This is a genomic window from Saccharomonospora halophila 8 (genome assembly GCF_000383775.1).
Lineage (GTDB): Bacteria > Actinomycetota > Actinomycetes > Mycobacteriales > Pseudonocardiaceae > Saccharomonospora > Saccharomonospora halophila.
In genome coordinates, this window is the sequence record NZ_KB912548.1 from 11332 (window position 1) to 19279 (window position 7948).

Annotated in this window: 8 protein-coding genes; 4 read left to right on the top strand and 4 right to left on the bottom strand. The window is 71.2% G+C overall.

From position 1 onward, the window contains the following. The coding region (locus tag SACHA_RS25340) for a DedA family protein (protein WP_019809787.1) at window positions 1-578 on the bottom strand (578 nt) is incomplete at its 3' end. A gap of 180 nt (window positions 579-758) precedes the next feature. Further along, window positions 759-2597: a 2-isopropylmalate synthase gene (leuA, locus tag SACHA_RS0111325; protein WP_019809790.1), complete on the bottom strand. Its 1839-nt coding sequence runs from the start codon at window positions 2595-2597 to the stop codon at window positions 759-761. Between the two features lie 280 nt (window positions 2598-2877). Here leuA and SACHA_RS0111330 point away from each other — a divergent pair, with 280 nt between their 5' ends. Continuing rightward, window positions 2878-3327 (top strand): hypothetical protein, encoded by a 450-nt coding sequence (locus SACHA_RS0111330; protein WP_019809791.1) that lies wholly within the window; start codon window positions 2878-2880, stop codon window positions 3325-3327. A 129-nt stretch (window positions 3328-3456) separates the two neighbouring features. Here SACHA_RS0111330 and SACHA_RS0111335 read toward each other — a convergent pair whose 3' ends face one another. Further along, window positions 3457-4056: a nitroreductase family protein gene (locus SACHA_RS0111335; RefSeq protein ID WP_019809793.1), complete on the bottom strand. Its 600-nt coding sequence runs from the start codon at window positions 4054-4056 to the stop codon at window positions 3457-3459. A 271-nt stretch (window positions 4057-4327) separates the two neighbouring features. Here SACHA_RS0111335 and SACHA_RS0111340 point away from each other — a divergent pair, with 271 nt between their 5' ends. From SACHA_RS0111340 to SACHA_RS0111350, 3 genes are all read left to right on the top strand, one after another. Continuing rightward, window positions 4328-5590, top strand: coding sequence for an aspartate kinase (locus SACHA_RS0111340; protein ID WP_019809794.1), 1263 nt, complete (start codon window positions 4328-4330; stop codon window positions 5588-5590). Beyond that, window positions 5590-6687, top strand: coding sequence for an aspartate-semialdehyde dehydrogenase (locus tag SACHA_RS0111345; RefSeq protein ID WP_019809797.1), 1098 nt, complete (start codon window positions 5590-5592; stop codon window positions 6685-6687). Before SACHA_RS0111340 ends, SACHA_RS0111345 begins: the two co-directional genes overlap by 1 nt. Window positions 6688-6949: 262 nt before the next feature. Next, entirely contained in the window at window positions 6950-7339 is a 390-nt protein-coding gene (locus tag SACHA_RS0111350; protein WP_019809799.1) for a hypothetical protein, read from the top strand. On the opposite strand, the gene SACHA_RS21640 is transcribed toward SACHA_RS0111350, so the two are convergent. Further along, on the bottom strand, window positions 7278-7948 hold a 671-nt coding region (locus SACHA_RS21640), incomplete at its 5' end, for an MFS transporter (protein WP_019809800.1). The two genes, SACHA_RS0111350 and SACHA_RS21640, sit on opposite strands and share 62 nt — an antisense overlap.

Below are 7948 nucleotides of genomic sequence, written 5' to 3' on the forward strand. Positions count from 1 at the left end.
CGGGCGGACACGCAGGACTCCCGCCGGTGCGCCGGGGTGCGCTCCCGTCGCGCCACGGCGGCCGCGAGCGTGCCGATGGTCAGCGCGACGCCGAAGGACAGCAGCAGGCTCACGTGCGGTTGCCGCACGAGCTCGCCCCCGAGGTAGCCCAGGCCTGCGGCGTAGGTGGACCAGAGCAGTACGCCGATCCCGGACGCGATCAGGAACCCAGGCCGGGACCAGCGCAGCGACCCGGCCACCAGCGAGCCCGCGGTGCCGCCCGCGGGCAGCCACCGCGCGAGGACGAGTGTGGTGATGCCGTGGCGGTCGAGCTGATCGCCGATCCAGCGGGTGCTCTCCTCCACCGACGGGCGACCCCGCAGCCGGTCGAGCACGCGGGACACGCCGTGCCTGCCCAGGCCGTACAGTGCGAGGTCGTTGACCAGGCAGCCCACGGCCCCGACGCCGATGACCGGCACGAGTGACACGTCCCCCTGTGTCGCCGTGAAGCCCATGCCGATCAGCGCCACCTCGGTCGGCGCGAGCGGGATCGCCGCGACGACGAAGAGACCGAACAGCGAAGCGGTCGAGAGGTCCACACGACCACTCAACGCGCCGGAAGCTGAGAACTATTCAGTACCCGCCCGGTCGTAACCGCACCGTTGCCGGATCGTGAGTTGACGTCTGGGGCACATCCCCTGCGTCGGGAGCGGTGCGGGGCACTTTCCCCGCACCACACGCAGGGAAAGTGCCCCTCGCGCCACACCCGGGGAACGGCCTCAGCGGTGGGCGCGGTTCACCGCCGAGACGACGGCGCGCAGGGACGCCGTGACGATCGACGGGTCGATGCCCACGCCCCAGTACACCCGGTCCTCGACGGTGCACTCGATGTACGAGGCCGCCCGGGCGTCGTCCCCGGGGCTGAGGGTGTGCTCGCTGTAGTCGAGCAGCCGCAGATCGTAGCCCACGGTCGCCAGTGCGTCGAAGAACGCCGCGATCGGCCCGTTGCCGCCGCCGACGACCTCCTGCTCCTCGCCGTCCAGCCGGATCGTGGCGGTGAGCTGGTACAGACCGCTGTCGTCGGCCCGGACGTGCTGGCTGATCAGCTCCAGCGGGGTGCGCGGCCGCAGGTACTCCTCGGCGAAGGCCTCCCACATGGTGTCCGGGTCCACCTCGCCGCCACCGGCGTCGGTGTGCTTCTGGATCACCTGGGAGAACTCGATCTGCAGCCTGCGCGGCAGGTCGAGCTGGTGCTCGGTGCGCATCACGTAGGCGATGCCGCCCTTGCCGGACTGCGAGTTGACCCGGATGACCGCCTCGTAGGTGCGGCCGACGTCCTGCGGGTCGATCGGCAGGTAGGGCACCTCCCACGGGAACCGCTCCAGCGGCACGCCCTGCTTGTCGGCCGCCTCGCGCAGGGCGTCGAAGCCCTTGTTGATCGCGTCCTGGTGGCTGCCGGAGAACGCGGTGAACACCAGGTCGCCCGCCCACGGGCTGCGCTCGGGGACCGGCAGCTGGTTGCAGTACTCGACGGTGCGCTTGATCTCGTCCAGGTCGGAGAAGTCGATCTGCGGGTCGATGCCCTGGCTGAACAGATTCATCCCCAGCGCCACCAGGTCGACGTTGCCGGTGCGCTCGCCGTTGCCGAACAAACAGCCCTCGATCCGGTCACCGCCCGCCTGGTACCCCAGTTCGGCGGCCGCGATGCCGGTGCCCCGATCGTTGTGCGGGTGCAGGGACAGGATCACCCCGTCCCGCCGTTCGAGGTTGCGGCTCATCCACTCGATCGAGTCGGCGTAGACGTTCGGAGTGGCCATCTCCACGGTGGCGGGCAGGTTGAGGATCACCGGTTGGTGCGGCGTGGGCTGCCAGATCTCGGTGACCGCGTTGCACACCTCGGCCGCGTAGGACAGCTCCGTGCCGGTGTAGGACTCGGGGGAGTACTGGAACCGGAACTCGGTGTCGGAGTACTTGGCCGCGTACTCGGCGGCCAGCTCGGCGCCCTGGGTGGCGATCTTCTTGATCCCCTCGCGCTCCTCACGGAACACCACCCGCCGCTGCAGGATCGAGGTGGAGTTGTAGATGTGCACGATCGCCCGCGGGGCGCCCTCCAGCGCCGCGAAGGTGCGCTCGATCAGCTCGGGACGGCACTGGGTCAGTACCTGGATGTGCACGTCCTCCGGGATCGCGTCCTCTTCGATGATCTCGCGGACGAAGTCGTAGTCGGTCTGGCTCGCGGCGGGGAAGCCGACCTCGATCTCCTTGTAGCCCATGCGCACGAGCAGGTCGAAGAACGTGCGCTTGCGGGCGGGCGACATCGGGTCGATCAGCGCCTGGTTGCCGTCGCGCAGGTCGACCGCGCACCACAGCGGCGCGGTCTCGATGCGGGTGTCCGGCCAGGTGCGGTCGGGCAGCCGGATGTCCTCGACCAGCCGGTACCACGGTTCGTACCGGTCGTAGGGCATCGTGCTGCCCTTCTGCTTGTTCCAGGACGGCTGCCCCTCGGGTGCCGGACGGGACGGCGTCCGGACGCGGCTCGCGGATCCGGCGCCGGACACGCTGCCGGGGGAGGTGTCGAAACGGGGTGCGTCGGACGTCCGGGAATCGGAAGTGCTCATGATGGCTGAAACGCTCCTGCTCACTGTTCGGGTCGTGCACGATCGACGGCCGGCGCTGCGGCGTGTGAGAACACCGGCGAACCCCGCGACGGGGAGCCGGTCCGAATCAGGCCCCGTCGCGGCAGCGAAGCAGGAGGAGCGAGAGCGCCACGAACGTCAGCCTAACGCCGGTCCGACCTCGGACGGAACCCCGGGGTTCGTTGTGGAACCGTTATGTGTGGTCCCACCGTGGGGCTACTGGCGCGTAGTCAAGGTGGGGTCGGCGTGCGAAAATCCCGGCATGGGTGAACATCGCGCCGAGGGCGGGGACGAGACGGCCGAGACGACACGCGCCATGCCCGCCTCGTCGGCGGGCCCCGACGGCCGGCCCCCCGTGGGGGAGGCCGAGCCCGGACCGTCTCCGAAGCGCCGGACCGACTGGCACGCCGCCCGGGACCGGGGCGTCGAGGTGCTCGCCACCCTCGCCCGGTGGGTGGGGCTCGCCTTCGCCGTCGTGCTCGTGCTGCACGTCGTCTTCGTCATCGGCGAGGCGAACCCGGACAACGGCATCGTGTCGTTCGTCGCCGACGCCGCGGAGCGGCTCGCGCTGGGCTTCGAGGACATGTTCGTCCCGGAGGACCCGCAGCTCGCGGTGCTGCTCAACCACGGCCTCGCGGCGGTGTTCTGGCTGGTGGCCTCGTCCCTGGTCACCCGCATCATCCGCCTCGTCGGCGGCGCCGGCCGCAGCTGAGCCGCCCGCTCGCCCGGGGTGGTGCCGTGAAGGCCCCCTTGCCTGCGTCGGGCGCAGCGAGGGGCCCCTTCACGGCGTCACACGCAGCGAAGGAGTCCTTCGCGGCACCACCCGGGTGACCCTGTCGGGTCAGGACGGGAAGATGGGGGTGTCCCAGGTGCCGGTGAAGGCGAACTCCGTCAGGGGGAGGCGGTCCCGCGGGGCCGTCTCCCGGCTGATGTCGCGGTCGTCGGCCAGCACGTCGGCGTCGGTGGCCACACCCACCGCGATCGCCGCCAGCGGCTCGAACTCGTCCGGCAACGCGAACTCGCGGCGGACGGTGTCCCGGTCGAACCCGGCCATCTGGTGTACCGCCAGCCCGTCGGCGACGGCCTGCAGGGCCAGGTTCTCGGTGGACAGGCCCACACCGTACTCGGGGTAGGGCACGTCGCCCTTCTCGTTGCGCATCCGTGCGCAGGCCACCATGAGCACACTCGCGCGGTGCGCCCACGACTGGTTGCGCTCGGTCAGCGCCCCGAGTATGCGGCGGAAGGTGTCGTCGCCGCGCACCCCCACGAGGTAGCGGGCGGGCTGGCTGTTGCCGCACGACGGCGCCCAGCGCGCGGCCTCCAACAGGGCGCGCACCCGCGACGGGTCGACCGTCGCCTCGGCGTCGAACGCCCGCGGGCTCCACCGCCGGGCGATCAGTTCGTGTACGGGCACACTGGTGTCGGCGTCTTTGTCACTCATCGCCGTCCAGAGTAGGCGGGCACGCCCGTCCCCGGCCGGGTGACGCCGCGGCCCGGGGCCGGAAGGATTCCGGTGCCGTCGGGGGTGATGCCCGAAGTCCGTCCGGTGGGGCCACGTGCGGCACGAAATCGCACGTCGTCAGTGGTCGGTGCCACAAAGCCGGGTATCCGTCCCGCGTCGCCCCGGTATTCTGGGGCGGCGAAAACGATCCGTAGCGCCGCGGGCCGAGACCGGATCGGCGGGCAGGCGTGCAGCGAGGAGGAACGAGGCAGTGGCGCTCGTAGTCCAGAAGTACGGTGGTTCGTCGCTGGAGAGCGCCGACCGCATCAAGCGCGTCGCGGAACGGATCGTGGCCACCCGGAAGGCCGGCAACGACGTGGTCGTCGTGTGCTCGGCGATGGGGGACACCACCGACGAACTGCTGGATCTCGCCGAGCAGGTGAATCCCGTCCCGCCCGAGCGGGAGATGGACATGCTGCTCACCGCGGGGGAACGGATCTCCAACGCCCTGGTCGCGATGGCGATCTCCGCCCAGGGCGCCGAGGCGTGGTCGTTCACCGGCTCTCAGGCCGGGGTGGTGACCACCGGCGTACACGGCAACGCCCGCATCATCGATGTCACCCCGTCGCGGGTCACCGAAGCGCTCGAACAGGGCTACATCGCCCTCGTGGCCGGGTTCCAGGGTGTCGCCCAGGACACCAAGGACATCACCACGCTCGGCCGCGGCGGGTCGGACACCACGGCGGTCGCCCTGGCCGCGGCGCTGAACGCCGACGTGTGCGAGATCTACTCCGACGTGGACGGGGTCTACACCTCCGACCCGCGGATCGTCCCGGACGCCCGCAGGCTGGACACGGTCCCGTACGAGGAGATGCTGGAGCTCGCCGCGAGCGGTTCGAAGATCCTGCACCTGCGCTCGGTCGAGTACGCCCGCCGGTACGGCGTGCCGATCCGGGTCCGCTCGTCCTACAGTGACAAGCCGGGCACGACCGTGACCGGTTCGATTGAGGAGATCCCCGTGGAACAAGCGTTGATCACCGGCGTCGCCCACGACCGGTCCGAGGCCAAGATCACCGTGACCGGCGTGCCCGATCACGCCGGCGCGGCGGCCCGGATCTTCCGGGCGGTGGCGGACGCGGAGATCGACATCGACATGGTGTTGCAGAACATCTCCAACACGGCGGGGCGCACCGACGTCACCTTCACGTTGTCCAAGGCCAACGGCCCGAACGCGGTCAGCGAGCTGGAGAAGATCAAGTCGGAGCTCGACTTCTCGGCGGTGGTCTACGACGACCACGTCGGCAAGGTCTCGCTCGTCGGCGCGGGGATGCGTTCGCACCCCGGGGTGACCGCGTCGTTCTGTGAGGCGCTGGCCGAGGCGGGCGTGAACATCGAGATCATCAACACCTCGGAGATCCGCATCTCGGTGCTGATCCGGGACGCGCAGGTGGACGACGCCGTGCGCGCGATCCACGAGGCTTTCGAACTCGGCAGCGACGAAGAGGCTGTCGTCTACGCGGGGAGTGGTCGCTGATGGCGCAGCACGGGAGAGGGCAGCACGGGACAGGGCAGCACGGGCCGGACGACAGCCGCGGAACCGGCCTCCGGGTCGGCGTCGTCGGCGCCACCGGCCAGGTGGGCGCGGTGATGCGCAGGCTGCTGGCCGAACGGAACTTCCCGGTCGCCGAGATGCGCTACTTCGCGTCGTCCCGCTCGGCGGGCAGCACCCTGCCGTTCAACGGCGGGGACGTCGTGGTGGAGGACGTCGCCACCGCGGATCCGTCCGGGCTGGACGTCGCGCTGTTCTCGGCGGGCGGTGCGACGTCGAAGGCGCAGGCGCCGCGATTCGCCGAGGCGGGCGTCACCGTGATCGACAACTCCTCGGCCTGGCGGCTGGACCCGGACGTGCCGCTGGTGGTGAGCGAGGTCAACCCGCAGTCGGTGAAGGACGCCCGCAAGGGGATCATCGCCAACCCGAACTGCACCACCATGGCCGCGATGCCGGTGCTCAAGCCGCTGCACGACGAGGCGGGCCTGGTGCGGCTCGTGGCCAGCACCTACCAGGCGGTCTCCGGCAGTGGCCTGGCCGGGGTGGAGGAGCTCGCCGAGCAGGTGCGGGCGGTGGGCGACCGCGCCACCGAGCTCACCCACGACGGCGCGGCGGTCGACCTCGGCGAGCCCGCCAAGTACGCGCGGCCGATCGCCTACAACGCGCTGCCGATGGCCGGGTCCGTGGTGGACGACGGGTCGAACGAGACCGACGAGGAACAGAAGCTCCGCAACGAGAGCCGCAAGATCCTCGACGTCCCCCAGCTGCGGGTGTCCGGCACCTGCGTGCGGATCCCGGTGTTCACCGGGCACGCGCTGTCGATCAACGCCGAGTTCGCGCGGCCGCTGTCGGTCGAGCGGGCGAGCAGCCTGCTGGGCACCGCCCCGGGCGTGCGGATGTCCGACATCCCGACACCGCTGGAGGCCGCGGGCACCGACCCGAGCCACGTGGGCCGGATCCGGGTGGACCCGGGCGTCGACGACGGGCGCGGACTGGCCCTGTTCGTCACCGGGGACAACCTGCGCAAGGGTGCGGCGCTGAACACCGTGCAGATCGCCGAACTGATCGCCGCGGCCGACTGAGGCACGCGCAGGCGTGCACTGGTCGGCGGTTCCTCCGGTGTCACCCGGTGGGGCCGAGATCTCAACCGGCTCGAAGGTCGAGTCGGCGCACACCGATGAACGAGGTCTCGCCCCGTACCGATGATCGGTCCCGGCGAGGGTGCCGTCGTGCTGCCACAGGGGACGTGGCAGCCCCGCTTCCGGGGCGCCGGCCACGCGCCGCGCCCGGATGCGCTGGGGCGGAACTACCACCGATCGGGCCGACGCCGGTACGGTCGGGTCCATGAGGATCTCTGGTGTCCGGGTCGCGTCGGCGGCCGTCGTGTTGTCGGTGGCGGGACTCGTGGCGGGCTGCGGCGAGGTGGGCGAGACGATCGAGCAGGTGGACGGTGCCACCGACAAGGCGAGCGCGTGCAGCGAGGCGCTCGGCATCGTCGATCTGAATCCGAATCTCGACCCGGAGCAGGCCGCCGCGAAGGCCGGGGAGAAGGCCGAGCAGCTGCGTCAGCTGGGCAACGAGGTCGCCGATCAGAGCGTGCAGGAGTCGCTGTTCCGGTTGGCCGACGGTTATGTGGAGCTGGAGCAGCGCAAGGCCGACCATCTGGACAACTTCAACCAGTGGTTGCAGCGGAATCTGACACGGCTCGACCAGCTCCGGCAGGCGTGCTTCTGACCCGACGGCGGCGCCCCGGCCGGGGTGGTCCCGGCACCAGCAGCAGCGCGCCGACCGCGGCGAGGGTGAGGCCGCCGAGTCCCGCCGCGGCGAAGCCCCACGCCGGGCCCGCGTGATCGAGCACCCAGCCCACGACGGGACTGCCCAGTGCCAGTCCCATCCGGGTCGCCGAGTCCTGGACGCCCATGGCCTCGCCGCGCACGGTGTGCGGGACCAGCCTGCTCACCGACTCCGTGGTGGCGGCGAGCGTGGGTGCGCACGCCAGGTTGGACGGGATCAGCGCGAGCGCGAGCACCCACCACGGCCCGCTCACCAGACCCACCGGCAGCACCAGGACCGCCAGCGCGACCATCAGCACCGGCTGCGGCAGCGAGCGCGCCACCGCGCCGTGCACGAGGCCACCCGCGAGTGACGCCACGCACATCACCGCGATGACCACACCGGTCCAGGCCACCTCATCCGACTCCCGCAGCGCGGCGACGGCGGCCAGTTCGGTACCGACGAGCACGAACAAGGCGCCGGTCGCCACCAGCAGCGTCGCGACGAGCGGCCTGCCGACCCACGTCCGCAGTGCGGGGCGCACCCCGGACCCCCGGGCGTCCTCCCCCG